The sequence below is a fragment of the Bacillus sp. RC240 genome, from assembly GCF_044907945.1.
GTDB classification, from domain to species: Bacteria; Bacillota; Bacilli; order Bacillales; family Bacillaceae_G; genus Bacillus_A; species Bacillus_A mycoides.
In genome coordinates this window covers 303,087-328,157 of record NZ_JBIYCT010000002.1, presented here as the reverse complement: position 1 = coordinate 328,157, position 25,071 = coordinate 303,087, and the positions used below count along the sequence as shown (strand labels likewise).

The 25,071-nt window shown below is 36.5% G+C and carries 26 protein-coding genes, 1 riboswitch and 1 other annotated feature; of the genes, 15 read left to right on the top strand and 11 right to left on the bottom strand.

Annotation, left to right across the window (positions count from 1 at the left end; translation table 11 throughout):
• The first annotated feature begins 160 nt into the window (after positions 1 to 160).
• Complete coding sequence (gene cpdB, locus ABH955_RS09615) at positions 161 to 2,533, top strand: bifunctional 2',3'-cyclic-nucleotide 2'-phosphodiesterase/3'-nucleotidase (protein WP_404491066.1); 2,373 nt, start codon at positions 161 to 163, stop codon at positions 2,531 to 2,533.
• Between the two features lie 49 nt (positions 2,534 to 2,582).
• Here the strand turns inward: cpdB and nhaC are convergent, their stop codons facing one another.
• Positions 2,583 to 3,956 carry a Na+/H+ antiporter NhaC gene (gene nhaC, locus ABH955_RS09610; protein ID WP_404491064.1) on the bottom strand — a complete coding sequence of 458 codons (1,374 nt, stop codon included), beginning with the start codon at positions 3,954 to 3,956 and terminating at the stop codon, positions 2,583 to 2,585.
• Positions 3,957 to 4,233: 277 nt separating this feature from the next.
• Positions 4,234 to 4,453 (bottom strand) — a binding site (T-box leader).
• Between the two features lie 142 nt (positions 4,454 to 4,595).
• Between nhaC and ABH955_RS09605 the strand changes: the two genes are divergently transcribed.
• The 8 genes from ABH955_RS09605 (at position 4,596) to ABH955_RS09570 (ending at position 11,358) form a co-directional block, all read left to right on the top strand.
• Positions 4,596 to 4,952 carry a hypothetical protein gene (locus tag ABH955_RS09605; RefSeq protein ID WP_404491063.1) on the top strand — a complete coding sequence of 119 codons (357 nt, stop codon included), beginning with the start codon at positions 4,596 to 4,598 and terminating at the stop codon, positions 4,950 to 4,952.
• Positions 4,953 to 5,029: 77 nt separating this feature from the next.
• The gene (gene bioA / locus ABH955_RS09600; protein WP_404445226.1) at positions 5,030 to 6,463 is read left to right on the top strand and encodes an adenosylmethionine--8-amino-7-oxononanoate transaminase; all 1,434 of its coding nucleotides are present in this window, start codon (positions 5,030 to 5,032) and stop codon (positions 6,461 to 6,463) included.
• Positions 6,463 to 7,191, top strand: a complete 729-nt coding sequence (gene bioD / locus ABH955_RS09595; RefSeq protein ID WP_404445224.1) for a dethiobiotin synthase — start codon at positions 6,463 to 6,465, stop codon at positions 7,189 to 7,191. Before bioA ends, bioD begins: the two co-directional genes overlap by 1 nt.
• Positions 7,157 to 8,344 carry an 8-amino-7-oxononanoate synthase gene (bioF, locus tag ABH955_RS09590; protein WP_404491062.1) on the top strand — a complete coding sequence of 396 codons (1,188 nt, stop codon included), beginning with the start codon at positions 7,157 to 7,159 and terminating at the stop codon, positions 8,342 to 8,344. Before bioD ends, bioF begins: the two co-directional genes overlap by 35 nt.
• Positions 8,341 to 9,081, top strand: a complete 741-nt coding sequence (locus ABH955_RS09585) for an alpha/beta fold hydrolase (RefSeq protein ID WP_404491060.1) — start codon at positions 8,341 to 8,343, stop codon at positions 9,079 to 9,081. The genes bioF and ABH955_RS09585 overlap by 4 nt, the downstream gene beginning before the upstream one ends.
• A complete protein-coding gene (bioC, locus tag ABH955_RS09580; protein WP_404491059.1) occupies positions 9,047 to 9,856 on the top strand; it encodes a malonyl-ACP O-methyltransferase BioC in 810 nt (269 codons plus the stop codon). The genes ABH955_RS09585 and bioC overlap by 35 nt, the downstream gene beginning before the upstream one ends.
• A gap of 1 nt (position 9,857) precedes the next feature.
• Positions 9,858 to 10,856, top strand: coding sequence for a biotin synthase (gene bioB, locus ABH955_RS09575; protein WP_113937121.1), 999 nt, complete (start codon positions 9,858 to 9,860; stop codon positions 10,854 to 10,856).
• Between the two features lie 181 nt (positions 10,857 to 11,037).
• Positions 11,038 to 11,358 carry a hypothetical protein gene (locus tag ABH955_RS09570; RefSeq protein WP_404491058.1) on the top strand — a complete coding sequence of 107 codons (321 nt, stop codon included), beginning with the start codon at positions 11,038 to 11,040 and terminating at the stop codon, positions 11,356 to 11,358.
• 23 nt (positions 11,359 to 11,381) lie between these two features.
• On the opposite strand, the gene ribH is transcribed toward ABH955_RS09570, so the two are convergent.
• From ribH to ABH955_RS09545, 5 genes are all read right to left on the bottom strand, one after another.
• Entirely contained in the window at positions 11,382 to 11,843 is a 462-nt protein-coding gene (gene ribH, locus ABH955_RS09565) for a 6,7-dimethyl-8-ribityllumazine synthase (RefSeq protein WP_000230892.1), read from the bottom strand.
• Between the two features lie 149 nt (positions 11,844 to 11,992).
• Positions 11,993 to 13,204, bottom strand: a complete 1,212-nt coding sequence (ribBA, locus tag ABH955_RS09560) for a bifunctional 3,4-dihydroxy-2-butanone 4-phosphate synthase/GTP cyclohydrolase II (RefSeq protein WP_404491057.1) — start codon at positions 13,202 to 13,204, stop codon at positions 11,993 to 11,995.
• A 12-nt stretch (positions 13,205 to 13,216) separates the two neighbouring features.
• On the bottom strand, positions 13,217 to 13,861 hold the full coding sequence (gene ribE, locus ABH955_RS09555) for a riboflavin synthase (RefSeq protein ID WP_404491056.1): 645 nt from the start codon (positions 13,859 to 13,861) through the stop codon (positions 13,217 to 13,219).
• Positions 13,843 to 14,955, bottom strand: a complete 1,113-nt coding sequence (gene ribD, locus ABH955_RS09550; protein ID WP_242307760.1) for a bifunctional diaminohydroxyphosphoribosylaminopyrimidine deaminase/5-amino-6-(5-phosphoribosylamino)uracil reductase RibD — start codon at positions 14,953 to 14,955, stop codon at positions 13,843 to 13,845. The genes ribE and ribD overlap by 19 nt, the downstream gene beginning before the upstream one ends.
• A gap of 309 nt (positions 14,956 to 15,264) precedes the next feature.
• A riboswitch (FMN riboswitch) is annotated at positions 15,265 to 15,408 on the bottom strand.
• Between the two features lie 190 nt (positions 15,409 to 15,598).
• Complete coding sequence (locus ABH955_RS09545; RefSeq protein WP_098614107.1) at positions 15,599 to 15,805, bottom strand: CDGSH iron-sulfur domain-containing protein; 207 nt, start codon at positions 15,803 to 15,805, stop codon at positions 15,599 to 15,601.
• A 139-nt stretch (positions 15,806 to 15,944) separates the two neighbouring features.
• Between ABH955_RS09545 and ABH955_RS09540 the strand changes: the two genes are divergently transcribed.
• Positions 15,945 to 16,190, top strand: coding sequence for a DUF2552 family protein (locus tag ABH955_RS09540; protein ID WP_002014992.1), 246 nt, complete (start codon positions 15,945 to 15,947; stop codon positions 16,188 to 16,190).
• A gap of 10 nt (positions 16,191 to 16,200) precedes the next feature.
• Here ABH955_RS09540 and ABH955_RS09535 read toward each other — a convergent pair whose 3' ends face one another.
• Positions 16,201 to 17,124, bottom strand: a complete 924-nt coding sequence (locus ABH955_RS09535) for an alpha/beta hydrolase (protein ID WP_002014993.1) — start codon at positions 17,122 to 17,124, stop codon at positions 16,201 to 16,203.
• 82 nt (positions 17,125 to 17,206) lie between these two features.
• On the opposite strand from ABH955_RS09535, the gene ABH955_RS09530 reads away from it, so the two are divergent.
• Together ABH955_RS09530 and ABH955_RS09525 are read left to right on the top strand one after the other, a co-directional pair.
• The gene (locus ABH955_RS09530; protein WP_404491055.1) at positions 17,207 to 17,683 is read left to right on the top strand and encodes a GNAT family N-acetyltransferase; all 477 of its coding nucleotides are present in this window, start codon (positions 17,207 to 17,209) and stop codon (positions 17,681 to 17,683) included.
• A 114-nt stretch (positions 17,684 to 17,797) separates the two neighbouring features.
• Entirely contained in the window at positions 17,798 to 18,724 is a 927-nt protein-coding gene (locus tag ABH955_RS09525; protein WP_404445196.1) for a LacI family DNA-binding transcriptional regulator, read from the top strand.
• Positions 18,725 to 18,749: 25 nt separating this feature from the next.
• Here the strand turns inward: ABH955_RS09525 and ABH955_RS09520 are convergent, their stop codons facing one another.
• Both ABH955_RS09520 and ABH955_RS09515 read right to left on the bottom strand, forming a co-directional pair.
• Positions 18,750 to 20,069 carry a Na+/H+ antiporter family protein gene (locus tag ABH955_RS09520; protein WP_286126178.1) on the bottom strand — a complete coding sequence of 440 codons (1,320 nt, stop codon included), beginning with the start codon at positions 20,067 to 20,069 and terminating at the stop codon, positions 18,750 to 18,752.
• Between the two features lie 119 nt (positions 20,070 to 20,188).
• Positions 20,189 to 21,187, bottom strand: a complete 999-nt coding sequence (locus ABH955_RS09515; protein ID WP_404491054.1) for an alpha/beta fold hydrolase — start codon at positions 21,185 to 21,187, stop codon at positions 20,189 to 20,191.
• Positions 21,188 to 21,318: 131 nt separating this feature from the next.
• On the opposite strand from ABH955_RS09515, the gene ABH955_RS09510 reads away from it, so the two are divergent.
• A complete protein-coding gene (locus ABH955_RS09510) occupies positions 21,319 to 21,795 on the top strand; it encodes a ribbon-helix-helix domain-containing protein (RefSeq protein ID WP_002014948.1) in 477 nt (158 codons plus the stop codon).
• Positions 21,796 to 21,844: 49 nt separating this feature from the next.
• Here ABH955_RS09510 and ABH955_RS09505 read toward each other — a convergent pair whose 3' ends face one another.
• Positions 21,845 to 22,162: a ferritin-like domain-containing protein gene (locus tag ABH955_RS09505; RefSeq protein ID WP_404445187.1), complete on the bottom strand. Its 318-nt coding sequence runs from the start codon at positions 22,160 to 22,162 to the stop codon at positions 21,845 to 21,847.
• A gap of 171 nt (positions 22,163 to 22,333) precedes the next feature.
• Entirely contained in the window at positions 22,334 to 23,923 is a 1,590-nt protein-coding gene (locus tag ABH955_RS09500) for a bifunctional metallophosphatase/5'-nucleotidase (RefSeq protein ID WP_113937127.1), read from the bottom strand.
• A 201-nt stretch (positions 23,924 to 24,124) separates the two neighbouring features.
• On the opposite strand from ABH955_RS09500, the gene ABH955_RS09495 reads away from it, so the two are divergent.
• Positions 24,125 to 24,400: a YqkE family protein gene (locus ABH955_RS09495; protein ID WP_002111646.1), complete on the top strand. Its 276-nt coding sequence runs from the start codon at positions 24,125 to 24,127 to the stop codon at positions 24,398 to 24,400.
• A gap of 68 nt (positions 24,401 to 24,468) precedes the next feature.
• Positions 24,469 to 24,993 carry a GrpB family protein gene (locus ABH955_RS09490; RefSeq protein WP_404491053.1) on the top strand — a complete coding sequence of 175 codons (525 nt, stop codon included), beginning with the start codon at positions 24,469 to 24,471 and terminating at the stop codon, positions 24,991 to 24,993.
• Positions 24,994 to 25,071: the final 78 nt, after the last annotated feature.

Here is a 25,071-nt window from a genome sequence, read left to right as displayed (position 1 = left end):
CGTTAATTGTTAGTCTTCATCAATCGAGCTTTTAAGGGGACTACTCGTTAGCGCAGGATGAAATGAAAATCGTGTCTCTAATAGAAGAAAAAAGTATGTGGTTAGAGACAGATAGGGATTCATTTCATTATTTCTGGTAATTGTATAAGGGGGATTTTTTGTGAAAAAGTCAAAAAAAATGTTAGCTGGAGCAACTCTTGCTATTGGCGTTATAGCACCGCAAGTGTTGCCAACAACAGCTCAAGCAGAGGAAAAAATTGGGGAGAGTACAGTTAACTTACGAATTTTAGAAACATCAGATATTCACGTTAACTTAATGAATTACGATTATTATCAAACGAAAACAGATAATAAAGTAGGTCTCGTGCAAACTGCAACACTTGTTAATAAAGCGCGTGAAGAAGCGAAGAACTCTGTCCTATTTGATGATGGGGATGCATTACAAGGGACACCGCTTGGAGATTACGTAGCGAATAAAATAAATGATCCGAAAAATCCTGTGGATCCTAGTTATACACATCCATTATATCGTTTAATGAATTTAATGAAGTATGACGTCATCTCTCTTGGGAATCATGAATTTAACTACGGTTTAGATTATTTAAACAAAGTGATTAGTAAAACAGAATTCCCAGTTATTAACTCGAATGTTTATACAGATGATCATGATGGTATTGAAGAGAATGACAAGCATTACTTTGAACCATATCATATTTTTGAAAAAGAAGTAGAGGATGAATCTGGCCAAAAACAAAAAGTGAAAATTGGTGTAATGGGATTTGTTCCACCGCAAGTTATGAACTGGGATAAAGCGAATTTAGAAGGAAAAGTAAAAGCGAAAGATATTGTTCAAACAGCGGAAAAGTTAGTTCCAGAAATGAAAGCAAAAGGTGCGGACGTTATCGTTGCACTAGCTCATTCAGGCGTTGATAAGAGTGGATACAACGTTGGAATGGAAAACGCATCATATTATTTAACAGGAGTTGCTGGTGTTGATGCAGTATTAATGGGACATTCACATACTGAAGTGAAGGATATATTTAATGGTGTTCCAGTTGTAATGCCTGGTGTTTTTGGTAGTAACTTAGGTATTATTGATATGCAATTGAAAAAGGTAAACGGAAAATGGGAAGTGCAAAAAGATCAGTCTAAGCCACAACTTCGTCCGATTGCTGATAGTAAAGGTAACCCATTAGTAGAATCTGATCAAAAATTAGTTAATGAAATTAAAGATGATCATCAAGCGACAATCGATTATGTAAATACAGCTGTAGGTAAAACGACAGCACCAATTAATAGTTATTTTTCATTAGTACAAGATGATCCTTCCGTACAACTTGTGACAAATGCACAAAAATGGTATGTAGAAAAACTATTCGCTGAAAACGGACAATATAGTAAATATAAAGGAATTCCAGTATTATCTGCAGGGGCGCCATTTAAAGCAGGTGGCCGAAACGGTGCTACATACTATACGGATATTCCAGCAGGGACGTTAGCAATTAAAAACGTAGCGGATTTATATGTATATCCAAATACGTTATATGCTGTAAAAGTAAACGGGGCACAAGTGAAAGAATGGCTTGAAATGTCTGCTGGTCAATTTAATCAAATTGATTCAAAGAAAACAGAAGAACAACCATTAGTAAATATAGGTTATCCTACATATAACTTTGATATTTTAGATGGCCTAAAATACGAAATTGACGTAACGCAACCAGCGAAATACGATAAAGATGGCAAAGTTGTAAATGGAAATACGAATCGTATTGTAAATATGACGTATGAAGGTAAGCCTGTAGCTGACAATCAAGAGTTTATTGTGGCTACAAACAACTATCGTGGAAGTAGCCAAACGTTCCCTGGTGTAAGTAAAGGCGAAGTTGTATACCAATCACAAGATGAAACGCGTCAAATTATTGTGAAGTACATGCAGGAAACACCAGTTATTAATCCATCAGCAGATCAAAATTGGACGTTTAAACCGATTATTGCAGATAAATTAAATACAACATTTGATTCTTCACCAAATGCACAAAACCATATAAAGAAAGATGGAAAAATATCATATGTTGGACCATCTGAAAATGAATTTGCTAAATATGCAATTGATATAACGAAGAAGAATGATAAGGAAACTGGTGGAGAGAATCCAACGACACCGCCAACAGGTGAAGGCAATAACGGAGAAAATCCAACGACACCACCAACAGGTGAAGGCAATAATGGAGAGAATCCAACGGCACCGCCAACAGGTGAGGGCAATAACGGAGAAAATCCAACGACACCACCAACGGATGAAGGTAATGCTGTTAATGAACCAAAACAAGATGGAAACAACGCAGGATCTGGACAAACTACAACGGATAATCAAAATACAAAAGAAACTGTAAGTGAAAATAAAGAAGCAGATAAAGAGGAACGTGATTTACCGAAAACAGGTACAAGTGTTGCTTCTACAATTGGAGCAGGTCTGGCGTTTGTTGGAGCGGGATTACTTATGTTATTTAGAAGAAAGAAAGCGAATAGATAGCGGAGAAATATAAAAAGGATCACCGATTAAGGTAATCCTTTTTATTATATTATGAAACTGGTACTGCTTTTTCTTTCTTCCATGAAAGGCCAAATCCAGTAAAGCCGACGATAATCGTTAAGACTGGGCAAGCTAAACAGAAGATTGCGTATGGAAGGTAATCGAATGTTGGAACGCTAAGGACGTTTGTTAAGAATACGCCACTTACACCCCATGGTACGAGCGGGTTAATGACTGTACCTGCATCTTCTAATACGCGTGATAAATTACGACGTTCTAAACCGAGTTCATCGTATTTATTAGCGAATGCTTGTCCTGTTAAAACGATGGATAAGTACTGCTCACCAAGTAAGAAGTTTACACCAATTGCAGTTGAAGCAGTAGAAATAATTAAGCGTGTGCTATTTTTTACAAAGCTAGAGATAATATTCATCAGCTGCGCTATAATACCCATTCCTTGTAATAATCCTCCCATACAAAGAGCTAGGAAAATAAGAGCAATCGACATCATCATACTTTGTAGACCACCGCGAGATAGTAAGCTATCAATGTCTTTAATACCAGTTTTAGAAACGTAGCCGTCTTGCATAATTTTCATTAAATCAGCTAAAGAAGTGCTAGGTTTAAAAATAAAGAGAATAATAATTCCTACCACAATTCCTGCAAGCAATGTTGGAACTGCTGGAACTTTTTTAAATGCGAATAGGAACAGTAATAAAATTGGAATAAGTGTAACGATAGAAATCGTTGTGTGTTTTTCTAACGTGCTAATAAAGTTTGTGAAGTCAACGTCTCCACTAGTACCGCTTCCTAAAATGAAAAATGCGATAAAAGCAATAATGAAAGCAGGAACTGTTGTCCAAAGCATGTTACGAATATGCTCAAATAAATCTACCCCCGTTACAGCAGGAGCTAAGTTTGTTGTATCAGATAAAGGAGACATTTTATCTCCAAAGAATGCACCAGAAATAATTGCACCAGCGATCAGAGCTGGATCGTATCCGAGAGCACTACCCATTCCCATAAAGGCAAGTCCTACAGTTGCGGCAGTCGTAAAGGCACTACCGATACTTGTTCCAACAATTGCACAAACAACAAAAACAGTTGGGACGAAAATTTTAGGAGATACAAGCTGGAAGCCGTATACCATTAAAGTTGGAATTGTTCCAGCAGCGATCCAAACACTAATTAATACGCCCACAAGTAAGAAAATAAAAATAGATGGAATACCAGCTGAAATACTACTGATCATCCCTTTTTCCATAGTAGACCAAGAGATTTTTTTTATAAATCCAAATGCTAATAAAAGAACGATACCAAATAAAATTGGGATGTGTGGTGAAACTTCTAATTGGATAACACTAAAGCCGATACAGAAAAAGATAAATAATGTTAAAAGAACAGATTCAATTTTTGAAACCATTGTGTTTCCCTCCTAAGTAATTTAAAATAGCTCTTTTTTATATAAAATTCGCCAATATTGTATATTTCCTTCTAAAATTTAGAATTTTGTGACAAATTACCGGTAATTGTCAACATCTCAATATGATACGGAAATGATTGGATAAAAAAACGCCCCTGCATATAATTATGCAGGGACGAAGAAATCGCGGTACCACCCTAGCTTGTGAAAGGAATGTATCACAAAATAAAGGGTCATATGATATGCGCTCATAAAATAAAAACGCCCCTGCAATATATGCAGGGACGAAAAATTCGCGGTACCACCCTAAATTGTGAAACAGTTTCGTTTCACCACTCTTTAGACATAACGGTCTAAACCGTCTTTCACTACTCCTCACGTTTCGTAAAAGAAGCTCCAGGGGGTAATTCATAAATCGCTCTGTACTGGTTCGCACCGACCACCAGCTCTCTGAAATCAGAAAACGAAATACTACTAAATCCTATCAACGCCGATTCATATGATGTTAGTTAAATTTTTATCATATATTCATCATACATGTCAATAAAAACATTCGATATTTTTTTAGGGAAATAAAGGAGAAATGTTTTTAATACTGTAAAAGTGTGCGTTATAATGAATTTGAAAGGGGAGGAAAGAGTGAAGAAAAAAATAATTCTTTTTACCACCTTACTAGTCGTTGGCGGAAGTGCTGGAATTTACACAGCTTTTGCAGCTGAATCAGAGCAGTCGAAACAAAAGCAAATACAGCAGTCAGAAGTGAAGAAAGTGAAAGGAAATGAAGAGAAGAAATCGATGGAAAAAGCAGCTACGAAACTAGGAGTTTCTACTGAGGGGAAAACAAAAGAAGAGGTTACAAAAGAAGTAGATACCACTAGATTTGAGCAGCGCCATGATTTGTTAATTGAGCATGCTAAGCAACTTGGAATTGATACAGAAGGAAAAAAAGATGAAGAGATTATTTTAGAAATTGGAAAGATACAACATGGAAAGTAGAACAACTTATCGTATGATAAGTTGTTCTTTTTTAAGAACTATTTGATTTAAAAATAATTGACAGTCATTTATTTTTAATGTTAACTTTATTTATAAATAAGTTAACATTAGGGGTGGCAATTGTGGCTGTTAATAGTAACACGAGTGAAAAATCATCTTATACATATGAAGAATTATCGAAGAAGAATAAAGATTACGTATGGCACCCATTTACACAAATGAAAGATTATTTAGAAGAAGATCCTGTCATTATTGAACGTGGAGAGGGAAGAAAGCTATACGATGTAAATGGAAATGAATATTGGGACGGTGTTTCATCTATTTGGTTAAATGTTCATGGGCATCAAGTACCAGAACTAGATGAGGCAATTCGCGAGCAATTAAATAAAATTGCTCATTCTACTATGCTAGGACTTGCTAACGTTCCATCTATTTTATTAGCAGAAAAAATAATTGAAGTTGTACCAGAAGGTTTGAAGAAAGTATTCTATTCAGACTCTGGTTCTAGCGCCGTTGAAATTGCAATTAAGATGGCCTTTCAATATTGGCAGCATAAAGGAAAACCGAAAAAACAAAGATTTGTTACATTAAAAGAAGCATATCACGGTGACACGATAGGTGCTGTTTCAGTGGGGGCAATAGACTTGTTTCACCAAGTGTATAGTTCACTATTATTTGAGGCAATTAAAATGCCGTATCCATATACATATCGTTCTCCTTATGGAGATAATAAGGAACAAATTGTAAAGAAACATTTAGAAGAAATGGAAGAAATGCTACAAGAAAAACATGAAGAAGTAGCAGCTATTATTGTGGAGCCATTAATGCAAGGTGCTGGTGGGATGATTACAATGCCAAAAGGATACTTAAAAGGGCTTCGCGATTTATGTGCAAAATACAATGTATTATTTATTACAGACGAGGTAGCGACTGGATTTGGGCGTACCGGGAAAATGTTTGCATGTGAACACGAGGATGTGACGCCAGACATTTTAACAGCCGGAAAAGGTTTAACAGGTGGTTATTTACCGGTGGCAATTACGGTAACGACAGATGAAATTTATAATGCCTTTTTAGGAGGCTATGAAGAACAAAAAACGTTTTTCCATGGTCATAGTTATACAGGGAATCCGTTAGGTTGTGCCGTAGCAATTGCAAATTTAGAACTATATGAAAAGACTAATTTAATAGAAGATGTTGCGCATAAAGCAGAATATGTAGCGGCACAATTAGAAGCTCTTAATGAATATAAGCACGTAGGAGATATTCGTCAGTGTGGGCTAATGGTTGGTATTGAACTTGTGAAGAATAAGGAAATGAAAGAATCGTTTGAATGGACAGAAAGAGTCGGTGTTCAAGTGTGTAAACGCTCAAGAGAGCTGGGCATGATTTTGCGACCACTCGGTAATACGATTGTATTTATGCCTCCTCTTGCATCTACGGTGGCTGAGATTGATGAGATGTTACGCATTTTATATAAAGCAATCTCGGATGTTACGGAGGGAGAGTAATGAGTGGTTTCTTTATAACAGCAACGGATACAGAAGTTGGCAAAACGGTAGTGACAGGAGCATTGGCAGGTATATTTCGAGAGCGTGGACATAATGTTGGTGTATATAAACCGTTGCAAAGTGGACATGTTGCATCAAATCCTGAGGGTGATGCAGCAAGGTTAAAAGCATTATCGGGTGTACCGACAGAAGAGGATGAAATTTGTCCTTATTCCATTGAAGAACCACTTGCTCCGAGACTTGCCATGAAAAGAGCTGGAAGGACAGTAACGTTAAAAGAAATTACTGATCACTATAATGAACTACTAAAAAAGTTTAATAGCCTATTTGTAGAAGGGGCTGGTGGGCTTGCAGTTCCATATACAGAAGATGCTTTAGTGATTGATTTTGCAAAAGAATTACAGCTTCCTCTTATTGTAGTAGCGCGTCCTACGCTTGGGACAGTTAATCATACTATTTTAACAATTTCTTATGCAAAAGCACATGGATTAAAAGTAGCAGGTGTAATTTTATCTGGATGTAAAGGATATGAAAAAGAAAGAGTGCAAGAAAATAAAATAATGATTGAGGAGTTAAGTGGCGTGCCGGTTTTAGGGTTATTACCATTCCTTGAAGGTGAGTTTACAAGGGAAGAATTATTGGAATCGGCAAAAGAACATATTATGATTTCAAAATTAGAGGAGCTCATCCAAAATGAATCAAATGTGGCGCACGCATCTTCAATCTAAAGTAGAACAATTAAAGGAGCAAGGGCAGTATCGTAATTTACATGTAACAGAGAAAGCGGAAGAGACATGGCTTATTCGAAATGAGAAAAGGATGCTAAATTTAGCATCAAATAATTATTTAGGGTTAGCTGGAGATGAAAGGTTGAAAGAAGCTGCTATTGTCTGCACAAAAAAATATGGAACTGGAGCGACTGCCTCGCGTCTCGTTGTAGGAAATTATCCACTGTATGAAGAGGTTGAGAGAAGTATATGTGATTGGAAAGGTACTGAAAAAGCTTTAATTGTAAATAGCGGGTATACAGCAAATGTAGGTGCTATATCTGCTTTATCCTGTCGTCACGATATGGTTTTTAGTGATAAATTAAATCACGCAAGTATTGTTGATGGAATTATATTAAGCGGAGCAGAGCATAAAAGATATCGTCATAATGATTTGGATCATTTAGAAAAGATGTTGCAAATAGCGTCACCAGAAAAGAGAAAATTAATCGTAACAGATACGATTTTTAGTATGGATGGAGATATTGCATATTTGAGAGGCTTAGTTCAGCTGAAAGAGAAATACGGGGCAATCATTATAGTTGATGAAGCACATGCAAGTGGAATATATGGAATCGGTGGAGCCGGATTATCTCATGTAGAAAAAGATATTGCTCAAAAAATTGATATACATATGGGGACGTTTAGTAAGGCTTTAGGGTGTTATGGTGCGTATTTAACGGGTGATTCCATCTATATAGAGTATTTACAAAATATGATGAGAAGCTTGATTTTTACTACAGCTTTACCACCAGGAACATTAGGGGCGATCCGAAAAGCAATTGAAATTGTGAAAGAAGATAACGAAAGAAGAGAGCGACTTATAGAGAATGGTGCATATTTCAGGACGCATTTACAAGAAGCTGGTTTTGATATTGGGAATAGCTCAACTCATATTGTACCGATTGTAGTTGGGTCAAATGAAAATACTTTACGGTTTAGTGAAAGGTTACAAGAGGTAGGTATCGCTGCCATTGCAATTCGTCCGCCGACTGTTCCAGTTGGTAGTTCCCGAGTCCGTTTTGCAGTTACGTCACAACATACAATAGCCGATTTAAAATGGGCTATTCAGCATATTATACGCATTGGTAAAGAAGAGGGGTTTTTAGTATGAAAGAGCTAAAGCTTATTTTTATTCCAGGATGGGGAATGGAAGAAGGTGTTTGGACTTTGGTTCTGCCGTATTTTAAAGGATATTCTGTTCAATGTATAGATTGGCGTAACGTGAAAGAACAAAGTGAATTTGCGGGGCGAATAATAGATGTATCGCAGGATGAAAATGTAATTTTAGTTGGATGGTCACTAGGAGCGTTAGCGGCAGTACAAGCTTATAAAAAGATTAAGGCCCAAGGTATGGTACTAATTGGTGGTACCGCTAAATTTACCAATACAAGTGACTATACAAGTGGATGGAATTCCTTGCATGTAGAACGTATGAAAAAGAATTTAACGAGAAAAAAAGAAGATACTTTGAAGCGTTTCTATGAAAATATGTTTACAAAAAGTGAGCTGAGGGAGAATACGAGTTTTGAAGAGATTGCGCAGAAGTTTAAAGGAGACTCGATTCAGTCTTTACAATTAGGCTTAGATTATTTAATAGAAACAGATATGAGAAATGAAGTAATAGATATGAAAGCCCCGCTGTTACTCCTTCATGGAGAGCAGGATGTAATATGTCCATTGTCTGCAGCCCATAGTATGGCCGATAATACGAATGCCAACCTAAAAGTAGTAAGCGGTGCTGGGCATGCATTATGTGTAACGAATTTTGAATATTGCGCAAATGAAATTATTCAATTTGTAGAGGGGATACGACATGATCAACAAAACGTTACTGCAAAAACGGTTTAACGGGGCGGCTGTATCCTACGATCAATATGCAAATGTACAAAAAAAGATGGCGTATTCGTTACTTTCTACATTGAAGGAACGATATAGTGAAACATCATCGATACGTATTTTAGAACTTGGATGCGGGACAGGATATGTAACAGAGCAATTATCAAATTTATTTCCGAAAGCTCATATTACAGCTGTGGATTTTGCTGATGAGATGATTGCAGTCGCGAAAACTAGAAAAAGTTTGGAAAATGTGATGTTTCGATGTGAAGATATTGAACAATTAAAATTAGAAAATTCATATGATGTCATCATTTCAAATGCTACATTTCAATGGCTTAATGATTTAAAAGAGACAGTGAAAAATTTATTTAACTATTTGTCTGAAGAAGGAATATTATTATTTTCCACGTTTGGTAATACGACTTTTCAAGAATTGCATACGTCTTTTCAGCGCGCTAAGAAAGAAAAGGGGATACACAATTGTACTTCAATAGGACAACGATTCGTTTCGAAAGAACAGTTAGTAAATATATGTGAAATGCCATTAGGAAATGTACATGTTTCTGAAACATGTTACATAGAAAGGTTTGCAGAAGTTAGGGAGTTTCTACATTCTATTCGAAAAGTAGGAGCGACCAATAGTAATGAAGAGTCTTATTGTCAAAGCCCTTCACTCTTTCGTACGATGCTTCGTATATACGAAAGAGACTTCACGGAAAAAGAAGGGATAGTAGCAACATATCATGCTTTATTTACGTATATAACAAAAGAGGGGAAGAGATGAAATGAAACAAGTACAAATAAAAAGGGATTGGAAAAAACTTGCATACGACGTAGTAGAAGAGAAAATGATTGCGAAAGAAGATGCAATTGCAATATTAGAAGCTGATGATACAGAGGTTTTAGAAATTATGAATGCAGCTTACATCATTCGCCATCATCATTTTGGTAAGAAAGTAAAGTTGAACATGATTATAAATACGAAATCTGGTTTATGCCCTGAAGATTGCGGGTATTGTTCACAGTCTATTATTTCAGAAGCACCGATTGATAAGTATGCATGGTTAACACAAGAGAAAATTGTTGAAGGAGCGCACGAAGCAATTCGTCGTAAAGCAGGTACATATTGTATTGTTGCATCTGGTCGTCGTCCGACGAATAAAGAAGTAAATCACGTTATTGGAGCAGTTAAGGAAATTCGTGAAACGACAGATTTAAAAATTTGCTGTTGTTTAGGATTTTTAAATGAAGATCAAGCAGGTCAGTTAGCAGAAGCTGGTGTGCATCGTTATAATCACAATTTAAATACGCATGCCAACAATTATGATAGCATTTGTTCAACGCATACGTATGACGATCGTGTTGATACAGTCCAAAAAGCGAAGCAAGCCGGTATTTCTCCATGCTCTGGAGCAATTTTCGGAATGGGAGAAACGATTGAACAGCGCGCTGAAATTGCATTTGAATTACAACGTTTAGATGCTGATTCTATTCCATGTAATTTCCTTGTTGCTGTAAAGGGTACTCCGCTTGAAGGACAAAAAGAATTAACACCTGTAGAATGTTTAAAAGTGCTGGCGATGATGCGTTTTGTAAATCCAACAAAAGAAATTCGTATTTCAGGTGGTCGAGAACTTAATTTACGTTCTGTACAGCCACTTGGTTTATTTGCAGCAAACTCTATCTTTGTCGGGGACTATTTAACAACAGCTGGACAAGAGCCGACTGCGGACTGGGGTATGATTGAAGATTTAGGATTTGAGATTGAAGAATGTGCGCTATAAGATAGATGAAAAGCAAACTCTTTAAAGGGTTTGCTTTTTTTTGTAAATAAAATGTAATAAAAGTCCATTAACGCTTGATAGTAGTCACTTTTGGACGAGAAAAATAATTTTGTGGACGAATTTTCCAAGCCCTAATTGTACATAGTAAAAATGTAATTTATATCGGGTTGGAGGATTTTACATGTACAAATACATATTAACTATTATGACCTGTCTGATTTTAATAAAAGCGATAAGTGCTGATCCAGTTAGGGCGGCTGAAAATCCTGAACAAAAAGAAATGCAACAAAGAATTGAACAGCATTTTCGAACGAAAGCTGAACATTTTGGGCTTGAAACAGAAGGAAAAGATTTAAAAGAAGTGAGGAAGGAAATTTCTATTATAGAAGAAGCGGAAAAGAGAGAAAATGTGTGGAGAACAGCACAAGCTCTTCGTATAAAAACAGAAGGAAAAACGATGGATGAATTAATAGAAGATGTACGAAAAAAGGTGAGAAAATAAAAAAAGAGGCCGTAGCCTCTTTTTTAAGCCCATTGTTTTGATAAATGAGCCATTTCGATCGCAGCAACTGCCGATTCATATCCTTTATTACCAGCTTTTGTACCTGCACGTTCAATCGCTTGTTCAATTGTTTCTGTCGTTAATACACCGAAAATAACTGGAATGTCCGTTTGTAGTGATAAAGACGCAACACCTTTTGCTACTTCATTACAAACGTAATCGTAATGTGTTGTAGCACCGCGAATTACTGTACCTAATGTAATAACAGCATCATATTTTCCGCTATTGGCCATCTTTTTAGCGATTAAAGGAATTTCAAATGCACCAGGAACCCATGCAACATCAATATCATTCTCTTCTACACCGTGACGCTTTAATCCATCTAAAGCTCCGCCAAGTAACTTACTTGTAATAAACTCATTAAAACGTCCAACAACAACCCCAACTTTTAATCCTGTACCAACTAAATGACCTTCGAATACCATAATGTATCTCTCCTTTAATTATAAAGTGAAACTATAATCAGTGGGGGGATTCATCCCCCGCTGATTATTAGTTGAACCAATCGGGCCTTTACGGGCAGTTGATCTCCCACCTAACTTCTTTGCTCCAGCCGAATTTTGAGGTGGGAGTTTTACTGCCCGTTAATGCGGGATAAGTTTAGTAAATGTCCTAATTTGCTTACTTTCGTTTGTAAATACGTTTTATTTTCTTCTTTTGTTGGCATTTGCAACGGTACACGCTCGGTTACTTCTAAATCGTAACCTTGTAAGCCAGCAATTTTTCGTGGATTATTCGTTAATAATCGTAAACTTTGTAAGCCTAAATCTTTTAAAATTTGAGCGCCAATACCGTAATCACGAAGATCAGCTGGGAACCCAAGTTTTTCATTTGCTTCTACAGTATCTAACCCTTCTTCTTGTAACTTATAAGCGCGAAGCTTATTCAGAAGGCCAATGCCTCGTCCTTCTTGTCTCATATAGAGAAGAACACCTTTTCCTTCACGCTCAATTTGAGCAAGTGCAGCATGTAGCTGTGGTCCGCAATCACAGCGGCACGAACCAAATACATCTCCTGTTAAGCATTCTGAATGAACGCGTACAAGTACAGGTTCGCCTGTTGAAATATCACCTTTTACGAGCGCGATATGTTCTTTCATATCTAATGAGTTAGAATAGCCAATTGCATGGAAAGTACCGAAATCTGTAGGTAATGTAATTTCCACTTCTCTCGTCACAAGTGTTTCGTGATGGCGGCGATAAGCAATTAAATCTTCTATTGTAATCATTTTTATATCAAATTGTTTTGCGCACTCTAGTAAATCAGGTACACGTGCCATCGTACCGTCCTCATTTATAATTTCGCAAATGACTCCAGCTGGTTCTGCTCCGCAAAGTTTGGCTAAATCGACAGCGGCTTCTGTATGACCAGCACGGCGCAATACACCGCCTTCTTTCGCAATTAATGGAAAGATATGTCCAGGGCGATTGAAATCAGAGCCTTTTGATGCAGGGTTTAACAATTCTTGTATCGTAGTTGCACGTTCATGAGCACTAATGCCTGTTGTTGTAGAAACATGATCAATGCTTACTGTAAACGCAGTGTGATGTGAATCTGTATTATGGGATACCATTGGTTCTAACTGTAGACGTTCTGCGTACTCCTCCGTAATGGGTACACAAACGAGACCACGACCGTGTGTAATCATAAAATTAATCGTTTCTGGTGTAATGTACTCTGCTAAAGCAATAAAATCGCCTTCATTTTCTCGGTTTTCATCATCACATACGATAACAACTTTTCCTTGTTTTAAATCTTCTAGAGCTTCTTCAATACGATGAAACATTGTGCTTCCTCCTTATAGAAATCCGTTTTCTTGTAAAAAGATTTCGGTCATTGAACCAGTTCTTTTTGCGGGCTTTGAGATAAAGCGTTCAATATATTTTCCAATCATGTCACACTCAATGTTTACGATGTCCCCGGCTTTTTTTTCTCCGATTATAGACTCGCTTACTGTGTGGGGGATGAGTGAAATTGTAATTGAAGATTCGTCTATATCAAATATTGTTAAGCTAGTGCCATCAACAGCAACGGATCCTTTATGCAAACAATAGCGTAGTAATTCATCAGAAATTGCTATTTTGTAATAGATGGCATTGTAATGTTGTTTTTTAGTTAAAATCGTACCGATGCCATCGATATGTCCGGTGACGAAATGTCCACCGAATCGTCCGTTTGCAGCCATCGCCCGTTCTAAATTCACTTTGGCACTTGGCTTTAGCATACGAAGTGATGTTGCTTTCATTGTTTCAGGCATTGCGTCGACAGTGAATGAAGTAGTCGTAAAAGTAGTTACTGTTAAGCAAATGCCGTTAACCGCGATACTATCACCTAATTTGACATCGGATAAAATTTGATTCGCGCTAATAGTTAGCTTCATTGCTTCACCACTTTGAGTCATGCTTGATATCGTTCCTAACTCTTCTACGATTCCTGTAAACATTCCGTCACCTCGCTTTTTAAGGTTGCAACAATTTTTATGTCATTACCGATTTGTTTCATCTCTTGAATTGTTAAGGAAAGTGCATCTTGTAACTTCGAAAAACCAGCTCCGCCAAATAAGGTGGGTGCATCTTTTCCACCAATTAATTTCGGGCTTATATAGGTCACGATTTCATTAAAACTATTTGTTTTTAAGAAGTTTGCATGCACCGTTTGACCACCTTCAACGAACAGAGAAAGAATTTGTTTCTCACCGAGCAGGGATAGGACATCTTGTATTTCAATTTGCTGTGTTTTCATTTGGAATACAGCTATATTGTTAGATTCATAAGACGCTATTTTCTCTTTATTTACATCCTTACCGACAATAATCCATGTCGGAGTTAAGCCATCTGTTATGACATGAGAAGATGGCGGCGTTCGTAAGTGGGTATCTAAAATAACGCGTATAGGATGTTTACCTCCGTTTGAAATTCGTGTTGTTAAGTGTGGATTATCAGTTAGAACTGTATTCACACCGACTAGAATAGCATCATGTATATGACGATATTGGTGAACGTCAGCGCGTGCTTCTTCGCCTGTAATCCACTTACTTTCACCGGTTACAGTTGCTGTTTTTCCATCTAAGCTCATTGCTGTTTTTATTGTTACAAAGGGACGTTTCGTTTTCATATAGTGAAAAAAGTATCGATTTAATAAAGTGGCTTCCGCCTCAAGAACACCAGTAGTTACCTCGATTCCAACTTCTTCTAATCTCCTTTTTCCATTTCCGGAAACGAGTGGATTGCAATCAAGAGTAGCAATTACAACACGCTGAACTCCTTTTTCAATGAGTAATTCACAGCAAGGTGGTGTTTTTCCAAAATGGCTACACGGTTCAAGTGTTACATAAACAGTAGCACCTTTTGCTTTTTCACCAGCCATATGAAGTGCATGAACTTCGGCATGTTCTTCACCAGCACGCAAGTGAGCTCCCATTCCTATGATGTTTCCATCTTTTACAACAACAGCACCAACCATAGGATTTGGGCTTGTTTGTCCCGATGTTCCTTGTGCTAACTGCAAGGCAATCCTCATATATTCTTGATCTGTCATTCTTTTCACCTCTCCTGAAAAAATCAAAAAACCCCAAGGATTTTATATCCTTGGGGTTTGGGAGACGTGATTTCTAGAAATATAGTTCGAATACGAAAGTATAGGAAAGAAACCTAACGATGACTGATATTTTGGCATAAGGAAAAAACCTAGCAAAATATCAAATTCTTTCAACGCTAGTCGTATCTTTTTATTTCAGTATAGAAACATAAGTATACAAAATAAAACATATATAAAGATTCAAAATGAAACTTTAAAAATATGCATACTGAAATAAAAGTGTATTCGCTATATAAAATTACTAGAAAACATATCCTTCTCCCATCCAGACTATACTGTCGGCCCTAGAGTTTCACTAGATCCACCGTTTTCGCGTTGAAAACGGGTCACGGACTTAGAAGCTATCGCTTCATCACCGCCGGTTGGGAATTTCACCCGACCCCGAAGGATGTTGTTTGCTCACATTATAGCACAAAAAAGAAAAAAGCAAAGTGGAAAATATTCGAATGTGAAGAATTGTGTGAAAATATATGCCGATTTGAATGGGGACGAAAGTAATAGAAATGTTGAAAGGGGAAGGGCTGTATAGGCTTTGATCAAAAGAAAAAACATGCACAAAAAAATGTGCATGTTACGTCCAAAATTACTCTGCCTCTGGTGCTCTAACAACAGAATCGAATTTTCCTTTATGCGAAGCATCGCAATAAGGCATGTTTTTTGATAAACCACAACGACATAAAGAAAATGCCGGTTTTGCTGGGAATACATTCCCTTGTGAGTCAACTAATTCCACGTCCCCTGTAACGCGAAAAGAGCCATTATCATTCACTTTAATTTGTACTTTTGCCAACGTTATCCCTCCTTTCCAAACGCTTACTCTCATCATATAATTAGGGAGAGTACTTGACAATATAAAAAGAGCACTTTGTTTGAGAGAGAAGAGAGTGTTATAATAGTTTTTATAACTGACTAGAGTAAGGTGACGAAAGATGGATAAAAAATTACACACACTACAAAATATTGCAAATGAGCGCACATGGGCATCATTTTTGAATGATAATCATCCATATAGTTTACTTCATTGGTCAATCGCAGGTGTAGGACAAGAACCGAAAGATGTTTGGTTACTTCAAGATGAGGTAACTTTTCAAACGACGGAATTCCCAACGCTAGACGAGGCAGTAAAGTGGATTTCTGAAAATATGGAACAAGTTACAGACGTTTTAGCGCAGTAAAAAAACAGGCTTATGCAAGCCTGTTTTTTGTTTCTTTTACATATGTGTTTAAAAATTGATCGATGGCATCTTCGTACTCTTCTTTATTTTCATTATAAGAGCAAGCGTGTGCACCATGTTCTGCAATATAAAGCTGTTTATTATTTTCTTTCGCTTCATAAAGTGATTTCGTCATATCAGATAAAATATAGTCATCATCTTTACTATGAATAAAGAGAACCGGATTGTTAATATTTTTTATACAATCAATTGGTGAAACTTCACGAATTGTATAGCCATCACGAACTTTTAAAAAGGCATTTGCTAAAGGTAATAAAGGCCATTTTGGCAAATGAAACTCAACTTTCAAACGATGTTGTAACTGTCCATAAAAATCAGAGAAAGGACAATCAGCAATATAAAAATCAGCACCATCTTCTACAAGTCCTGCATATTGAAGAAGAGTTGCAGCACCCATAGATTCACCATGAATTCCGAGTGTAATATTCGTTCCGAAACGATCTTTTAGCCAGTCAACTACTGACTTTAAATCATGTTTTTCATAATAGCCATAACTTGTTGTTTTACCACCGGTTTTACCATGACGGCGATGATCATAAATAAATACGTTATATCCTCTATTTAAAAATAAGTTTGCATATTTAACGGAATTCATTTTATTTACAGTCACACCGTGGCAAAAAATCATAAATTTATTGGAATGACCAGCTGGCATGTAATATCCGTGAAGTTCGTATCCGAATTGAGAAGGGATGTGAACCTCTTCTTTTTGAATAGCCTTAAAATCGTCCAAATGAAAATGCTTTTTCGTTTCGCGTTCTAAAACTTCTTCCTCTGTTTTTTTCTTCAAGTACATAACTTTATTTGTAAAGAAAATCCCAATCGCAGTTAGTGCGCCTAGTATAGTAAACAATGCTGTAAAAAAACGTTTCATACTTTACCTCATCCTCCAAATACCTCTACATGTGATACACTAACATTGTATCACAATGATGTGAAAAGGGGAGAAATCGTGTATGGTTCATATACAAAAAATCACACCAGAAATGAAAGAAGCAATTCAGGATTTTATGTGTGAAAACTGGGGAAGCTCAATGATGGTCTCGCGAGGCAGAGTACATCAATTAGAAGAATTACCTGGTTTTATTGCACTTAGAAATAACAGAATAGTAGGAATTTTAACATATAAAGTGATAGAAAACATGTGTGAAATTGTATCGTTAAATAGTTTTGAGGAAGGGAAGGGGATTGGTACAAAACTGGTGGATTGTGTATTGCGAGTGGCAAAAGAGAACGAATGTAAAAAAGTGTGGCTTATTACGACGAATGATAATATGAACGCACTTCGTTTTTATCAAAAACGTAACTTCATGATGACGAACTTATATATTGATGCGGTAAAGGAAGCACGAAAAATAAAGAAAGAAATTCCATTTATTGGTTATGATAATATCGCGATTTCACATGAAATTCAGCTGGAGTATATTTTCTGAGTAGAGTGGAAATTGTGTAACAATTTTCAGAAATATAAAACAATAACCTTGACGAATGTTATATTTTGGTTTAATTTAAAATTGTAATCTATTACCATATTAAGGGGTGACGATGTGGCAACTATACGTGATGTTGCAAAATTGGCCGGTGTTTCAGTCGCAACCGTTTCAAGAGTCATTAACGAAAAAGGATATGTCCATGAAGATACGGTGAAACAAGTAAAAAAAGCAATTGAAGAATTACATTATAGACCGAATGCTACAGCAAAGCCTTTATTTAAACAGCCTTCAACGGTGATTGCATTACTTGTAGATAATTTGCATAATCCATCATACATCACTTTGCTCCGTTTCGTTGAGGAAATAGCATACAAAGAAGGGTATCAAGTAATAGTTTGTAATATAGAAAATAAGAATAGATACATAGATATGTTGGCGCAAAATAACATTGCAGGCGTTATAATGACGAAATCTGTTTTTCGAAGTATAGGAGAAATCTCACTTCCTTTCGCTGTGCTTGAAGAACGACAATCTCTTATGAGCTATTATGAAAGTGGACAGAAAGCTGTTTCTTTATTAAAAGAGAAAGGCTGCCAGTTTCTTGCTTATATCGGTGAGGAAGTAGAGAGTGAAGAAATGGAAGAGCATGTGGCAGGATTTCTAGATACTGCTTGGAAAGAAGGACTTTCTTATCGAGAGGGAATTGTACAAGGGTATACGAATCAACAGTTTCTTGAATTGTTACAAAAGCATCCATACATAGATGGGGTTGTAGCTTCAAGTGATAAGGTCGCTATTGAGCTAATCAGGGCGGCGAAAACTCTTAATATTCATATACCAGGTAAGTTACAAATCATTGGATTTAACGGGAGTGTAGAGGGTGAATGGATAAGTCCATCATTAACGACGATTGGAAGTTATATCGAAGAAAATGGGGAAATAGCTTTTCAACAGTTAATAGGAAAAATAAAGAAGAAACAAGTGCGACAAGAAGAAGTGGAAACAGAATTTAGATGCATTGAGAGAGAAACAACAAAGTAAAAGGTGCGTTTTTAAAACGCACCTTTTATAGTGTAATTGCGGCAATAAAGCCGAATATAAGTAACGGTATATTATAGTGTAGAAATGTTGGGACACATGTATCCCATATATGATGGTGCTGACCATCAGCATTTAAACCGGACGTTGGTCCAAGTGTACTATCAGATGCTGGAGAACCTGCATCACCAAGTGCACCAGCTGTACCGATAATTGCGATTGTAGCCATGGGACTAAATCCGAGCTGGACGCATAACGGTACGAAAATTGTTGTTAAGATTGGGATGGTTGAAAAGGAAGAGCCAATTCCCATCGTAACGAGAAGTCCAATAATGAGCATAAGAAATGCAGCAAGCGGTTTATTATTTCCGATTATATGTGCACTCGTTTGCACAAGAGATTCAACATGTCCAGTTTTTCGAAGAACAGCGCCAAATCCAGCGGCAGAAATCATAACAAATCCGATAAAGGACATCATACGCATTCCACTCGTTAAAATAGCATCGGCTTCTTTAAGAGGGAGGCTACCGCTAACTGATAAGACGATAATACCTGCTAAAGCACCAAAAATCATTGATTCTGTTGCTAATTGCACAGTTAATGTAGCGAGTATTGATAATAAACCCAAAGTAATGCTTCTTTTCGTATAGGGAACGATTTCATTCTGTGCAGAATGAATTTGTTCTGTTTCATATGTACGTGGTTTTCGGTATGTAATGAAAACCGCTACACATAATCCGATAATCATACCGATTGCTGGAATAGTCATCGCTTTTGGAATAAGTGCGACATCAAATGTAAGACCGCTTTGCGCAGCATTTGTTTGCAATACGTCATGAAAAATTTTTCCGAACCCTGCTGGAACCCACATGTAAGGGGTAATTAACCCAAATGTAATAAGACATGTTACAAGCCTACGATCCACCCTCAGCTCATTTAATACTTTTAAAAGTGCTGGAATTAAGATTGGGATGAAGGCGATATGAACAGGGATAATATTTTGTGAGAAGCAAGCCATTGTTAAAATGATAAATAATATAAGTATTTTAGAATAGACTTGTTTTTTCGTGTCTTGTTCGTTGCCGATCCATTTTAAAGCTGATTGGATCATTGCATCAGGAAGTCCTGTTTTTGAAAGGGAAATAGCAAATCCACCGAGCATTGCGTAGCTTAATGCGATAGGAGCACTGTTCCCAAGACCGGCTGTAAAAGTACTAATTGTTTCTGAAATACCGAGTCCGCCGATAAGTCCGCCTGTTAAAGCTCCAACGATAATGGCGACAATGACTTGGACACGTAACAAACTAAGCAGTAGCATGACTGCTACTGCGATGAGTACAGCGTTCATAATAAATGTAATCTCCCTAATTTTTATTCTGTTAAGGCAAGCAAGTGTTTGTAGTGACATATACTTGCGACATATCATTATAAAATGTTTTCTATGAAATGTAAAAGCGCCTTTTGTTATTAATGTTGAAAAGATAGTTCTTGTTTAATTGATTGTAAAGATTTAGCGAATAACTCAGGCTCTTCTAAATCTGGAGAATGTGCCGAGTTTGGAAACCAAATCATCTTTTTAATAGGAGCTTGAATGATATCGCAATATTGTTGAACGAGTGCATAAGGAGTTTGATAATCATAGCGACCAGAACAAAAATAAACAGGAACAGATAAACTTGAAATAGATGAAAAGAAATCGATTGTCAGCATCTCTTCCCATAAAACTCCGGATTTTAAATTTCCTGCGAGAAATTTGAACCAATCTAATAGCGTATATTCAGGAGAAAAGAAGCCTTTTCGTATGAAAGAAAAGGAAGATCCATTTTGGATTGCTCCTCCGAATGTACCAAGCCACTTTCTTTGAATAATGAGGCGTCTCGTATCTAAAAAGGGTGGTTTCCCTAATTTTAAAAGAGAAGCTAATGCCTTTTTATGGTCATGTTTTTTGGCAGAGCTAATTAAATGTTGATATAGTAATTCTTCATTTTGCTTCATATGTACGATTTGACCGATGCCGATGTATGCTTCTATATATTCGGGACATTGATTAGCGATTTGTAGTCCGATAATACTTCCCCAAGAATGACCTGCGAGAAATAGTTTTTGCTTATTAAAGCGTTTGAGAAGATATTGAATAACCTTTTTTGCATCTGAAAAAAATTGATCAATCGTAAGATTTGTTTGGATGTCCCGCCATAAAAAGGATTTACCTGCCCCTCGCTGATCCCAATTAATAACGATAAAGTGCTTTTCTAACTCTTTTTGAAAATGGCGAATAAAGCCGATTTGTGCCATACCAGGGCCGCCGTGGCAGCATAATAAAATAGGCTGTTCCACGTTTTGGCCGCGTATAAGGAGAGATTGTTTCCGGTCATTAATCATAACGCTTTCTATCGTAGCGATACTGTTAGGGATTAGTTGCTTCTTTTCGTTGTAAAACTGAGGGGTATGGCTACGAAAAAGCATATGTAAACCTCCTTTTCTTAAATGGTATGAATCGCACAGGCTCTTTCTTTTGCATATACTACTAGAAAATCATTGTATCATAACATACTGGTTTGATTTCAAGTTTAGGCGATTAAGAGAGGAGGGAGAATGTGACGATTGGAGAAATTATTGATTCTTTAAATAGACGCGAATCAATCGCTATTATAGCGAAACGGCTTGAAATGAGCCCATATACATTATCAAAGAAATTAAGGGTGATTGGATATGAATATGATGGAGAGCAGAAAAAACGTATCTTTATAGGTGATGGTGAAGAGCCACGTCATTTGCAAATCCAAGAAGCTACTGCCCTTCAATATGCAAAAACAGACTATCAATTACTAATTTATGAACAATTACAAAGCATTTATGAATTGCTAAGAAAAAGAGAAGAAGTAAGTGTTCAAATTATAAGTAAGAGCACAGAGAAAAAGAAACGAACCTTTTCGATTAATATAGAAGTATTAGCAAGACTAGATGTTATATCGGAATCAAAAGGGATTCAAAAGTCTAAAATTGTAGAAGAAGCACTACAGGAATTTTTGCAACGGTATGATGTTAATCATGAAACGTATCCAGAGAAATAAAAGAAAGGATACTATGTTCCATATAAGAGCGTGTATCCTTTCTTTTATTTCATTTTTTATTTTGTTTCGAAAAGTAATATAGGAACCAAACGGCATGATTTTGTTCATCAGCTGCTGCGCGCCGAAATGTTTCTTTCACTTGTTGATTTGTCGTTTCGTCAGCAATTTCTAAGTAAAAATCAACTGTTCGTTGCTCATCTTGCCGAATTTCAAGGATTTGAGTTCGTTCATTTATGTCTGGAGCTAAAGTAGCTAATCTAGCATGAAAATGAATGGCGCTATATTCTCCGTTAATTGCTTTCTCAATACTACGAATGTGTTTGTCGTTTTTTCGATACAATGTATCGTCATTGTTTGATGAAAACACATACAAATCTTCCCATTATAGTTTTCTATATACTACGAAGAAACAAGGGGCTATGTGCGTATCCTTTACTGCACTAGAAGAATGACAATACGTATGACTCTAAAAGAAGAAGCTCCTTGCATATAAAAGGAGCTTCTTCTTTCGAGTGTCACGCACTAGTTTGAATAGTATTTAATTGTTTTTTTGAATACGTCCATCAATAATCGGCTGAATTGGTTCTTTCACTTGTTTTACATAATCGACTAATGCTTCAAAATCGTTTGGACCAGTTTCAGCATTTTTTCCATTTTTAAAGGATACGAATCCATCACCGCCAGAAGCTAGGAAAGCATTTGCAACTACGCTATACGTTTTAGAGGGAACTAATTCTTCACCATTTGTTAAACGGATATTCGTAACCTTTTCGTTATTTGGTTTATTTGCATCCCAAGTGTATTGAATACCTGAAATTTGAAGCATTCTCGTTGCTCCTTTTTGCCATTGTTGATTTAAAATATCACGAATATCTTGACCTGTTAGATCTACTTTAATTAATTGGTTTCCGAAAGGCTGAATGCCGTATAATTCGCCCCATGTAATATCTCCAGCGTCTAGATCATTACGAATTCCACCAGGATTCATAAGAGCGATTTGTGTTTGCATAGTTTGGCGCTGGGCATCCGCAACTAAATTTCCAAGTGTAGATTCACCAGCATCGTTTTGTTTACGGTCGATAGGTGCTGTAGATTTTCCGACTACTTCATTTACAAGAGGTGCGATTTTTTCTTTATATTGATCTAACTTTTGTTTTACTTGTTTATCAGGCTCTACACCTTCATGGTACGTTGTAATAACTTCAGCTTTTTTCTTCACAATATCTTTTGTTTTTCTATCAATCGTTACATCTACATCAGAGAAAGCCATCCCGTAAGAGTTCGCTTGCACGATAAGTTTATTATTTACAGTACCATTTACGTACGTATGACTATGTCCGCCGAAAATAACATCAACTTCGGGATCTGTTTCATTTGCAATTCGAGTGAGGTCTCCATTTGTTACACCAGACTCATCAGTTGTTCCGCCGACATGTGCAAGGACTACGATAGATTTAACGCCGAGACGCTTTAATTGTTGTGTGGATTTATTAATAGCCTCTACTTCATCAGTGATTTCTACATTTTTAAGCATAGTAGGCATAACGACATTCGGTGTATCCGTTGTAACAACTCCAATGAACCCTACAGGAACTCCGTCAACCATTTTTACAGTGAATGGTGGTAAAAATAAGCGGCCAGTTGATTTATTATAGAAGTTTGCAGCGACATAAGGGAAGTTTGCTCCTTTGAAATTCCCTGTTTTTTCGTGATATCCACCGTAAATGAGGCGTTTCATTTCATCGATACCTTCATCAAATTCATGGTTTCCGATTGTACCAACATCAAACTTTAAGTCATTTAAAAATTCAATTGTTGGTTCGTCTTGTAATAATGCGGAAACTGGTGGGCTGGCTCCGACAATATCACCGGCATGTACGAGAAGTGTATTAGGGTTTTGTTTTTTACGTTCTTTTAAATAAGTAGCTAAATAATCAGCGCCACCAGCTTCTTTATTGTTAACTTTTTTTACAGTATCTAGTTGACCATGTAAATCATTAATACCAAGCATTTGTACGTCTATGTATCGGTTTTGTTCGGCAGGAGTCTGAGATGGAGGAGCGGCGAATACGCTTGAAAAAGTAATAGTACTTAAAACAGCAACAGCAGGAATAATTTTTTTCCACATAATTAATTTCTCCTTTTTTTATAATCTGACATCATACGACATAATTTTAATAGATTACTAGGATTATATCCATATAAAAATTTAGTTTTTTCGAAAAATTAACATATTTACAAAAGATAAATAATAGAGTAGGGAACCTTTTTTATTGTCGATTTCGCCGTGTATCCTCTATAATGGAGAAAAAAGTAAAAGGTGAATAGTATGAAGAAAAAGAAGCAAAGACAAACACAAAGACAAACACAAAGACACTCTCAAATGAATCAACCAGAGAAAGAATCACTTACACTAGGTGATCAATTGAACGATTCGTTAATGCAACAATTAAAGAATAAGAAAAAAGAGTTGCAAGTGAGAGAAGAGAAAAAAGAGGCAGCAGAACAAGAAAGAAAGCGTAAAGAACAAAAAGAACGTGAAAAGAATAAATCATTTGAAGAACTGTTAAGTGAAAGTAGCCTTACTTGGAAAGACTTTAAATAATAAAAAGATGATCAGTGAAATGCCACTGATCATTTTTTTGACGAGTTTGTAAGAAAAGGGGAGTTAGAATGAGGAAAATTGTAGTCGTTCCGTATGAAAATCATTGGAGTGAGAAATTTCAAATGGAGGCCGAAAGATTAAAATCGGCGATGCCAGAAACGGTAAAAATCCATCATATTGGAAGTACGTCAGTGCCAGGACTAGCAGCTAAACCTATTATTGATATGATCATGGAAGTAGAAAGTATCGACAGAGTAGATCATTGGAATGAACGATTTAAAGAGCTTGGTTACATCGTGAAAGGGGAAAATGGTATTTCAGGTCGTCGTTTTTTTATTCATGGAACTGAGGAAAAACGCTCGTATCACTTACACGTATTTGAAAAAGGAAATCCTGAGATAGTAAGGCATTTAGCATTTCGTGATTATATGATGGCTCATTGTGAAGAAGCAGAAGCGTATGCGACTTTAAAGAAAGAACTAGCTGAAAAATATACATATGATGGCACGTTGTATACAGAAGGAAAAAATGAATTTGTACGTAATGTTGATGAAAAAGCGAAGAAATGGATAGAAAATAACGTGAACGACTGAGTTCATGTTATTTTCTAAAGGGGTATAAAATTATTATGTAAACTGTACGTATGTTTTGACATTTTGAATAAATCTTGT